The 1,292-nt window shown below is 68.8% G+C and carries 1 protein-coding gene; it reads right to left on the minus strand.

Annotated features, from left to right (window positions below; genetic code table 11):
- Positions 1 to 30: 30 nt before the first annotated feature.
- Positions 31 to 1,226 (minus strand): IS3 family transposase gene (locus ACFP3U_RS36880; RefSeq protein ID WP_380230150.1). Its coding sequence is split into 2 segments (ribosomal slippage): positions 31 to 944 and positions 944 to 1,226, totalling 1,197 coding nucleotides; the frame shifts between segments, so codons are not numbered across the junction.
- Positions 1,227 to 1,292 lie beyond the last annotated feature (66 nt).

Consider the following 1,292-nt stretch of genomic DNA (forward strand, 5'->3'; position numbering starts at 1 on the left):
CGGGTCTTCCCCCCGATGTGAGGACACGTCTTATGCGGCTTGCGTGAGTGTAGTTGGTCTGGTGGTGAGGGCGGTTTCGTAGGAGGTGGGGCTGAGTTGGCCGAGGTGGGAGTGTCGGCGGCGGGTGTTGTAGCGGTTGGCCCAGCGGAAGGTGTCGAGGCGGGCCTGGCGGGCGGTGGGCCAGTGTTTCTGGCCTTGCAGGGTCTCGCGTTTGAAGGAGGCGTTGAAGGCCTCGGCGGCGGCGTTGTCCGCGGAACTGCCGACCGCGCTCATGGACCTGGTCACGCCGGCCGCGGTGCAGGCGTCGGCGAACGCCTTCGAGGTGTATTGCGTCCCGTGATCGCTGTGAAAAGTCGACCCGCGCAGGCTTCCGCGCGTTCGCTCGGCGGCGGCCAGGGCGTCGATGACGAGTTCGGCGCGCATGTGGTCGGCGATCGCCCACCCCGCCAGGCGGCGCGAGCACAGATCGATGACGGTGGCCAGGTAGAGCGGCTTGGAGCCCGCGACAGGAAGATACGTAATGTCGCCCACGTAGCGGGAGTTGGGGACCTTGGCAGTGAAGTCGCGCCCGATCCGGTCGGCCACTCTCGGCGCTGTCGGATCAGGGATCGTGGTGCGGTGCCTCCTGCGCAGGTGCAGCCCGACGATACCGACAGTGCGCATGACCCGCTCGATGCGCTTATGGTTCACCACCACTCCCGTGCTGCGGAGTTCGGCGGTGACGCGCGGGGCGCCGTAGGTGCCGTCGGACTCGGCGTGGACGGCGCGTATTTGCGTCGCGAGACGCGCGTCGGACTCCGCCCTTGCCGCGCGGGCCGGCGCGGCAGCGAGCCAGCGGTAGAAGCCGGAGCGGGACAGGCCCAGGACGGTGCACAGCCGCTTGGCGCCGAAGGCGCTCCGGTGGTCGGCGACGAACTGGAAGCGGCTCACCAGTTCGTCTCGCCCGCGAAATACTTCGCCGCCCGGCGCAGGATCTCGCGTTCCTGCTTCAGCTCGGCGACCTCCTTGCGCAGGGCCTCGTTCTCCGCCTCCAACGAGGAGTCCGGGCCCGCTGGTTGGGTGCTGTTCGCGTTGCTTCCCTTGCCGGCCGCGCGGATCCAGCTCCGCAGCGTCTCGGGGTGGACGCCCAGATCAGCGGCGACCGCAGCAACCGTGGTGCCGGGACGCGAGCGGTACAACGCCACCGCGTCCGCCTTGAACTCCGGCGGGTAGTGCTTCATCCCCACAGGGACTCCGTTCTCCTGGACCATCAAGATCCAGTGTCCGGTGTCCTCACATCAGGGGGAAGGCCC

Origin of the sequence: Kitasatospora misakiensis (genome assembly GCF_042656005.1) — a bacterium.
Lineage (GTDB): Bacteria > Actinomycetota > Actinomycetes > Streptomycetales > Streptomycetaceae > Kitasatospora > Kitasatospora misakiensis.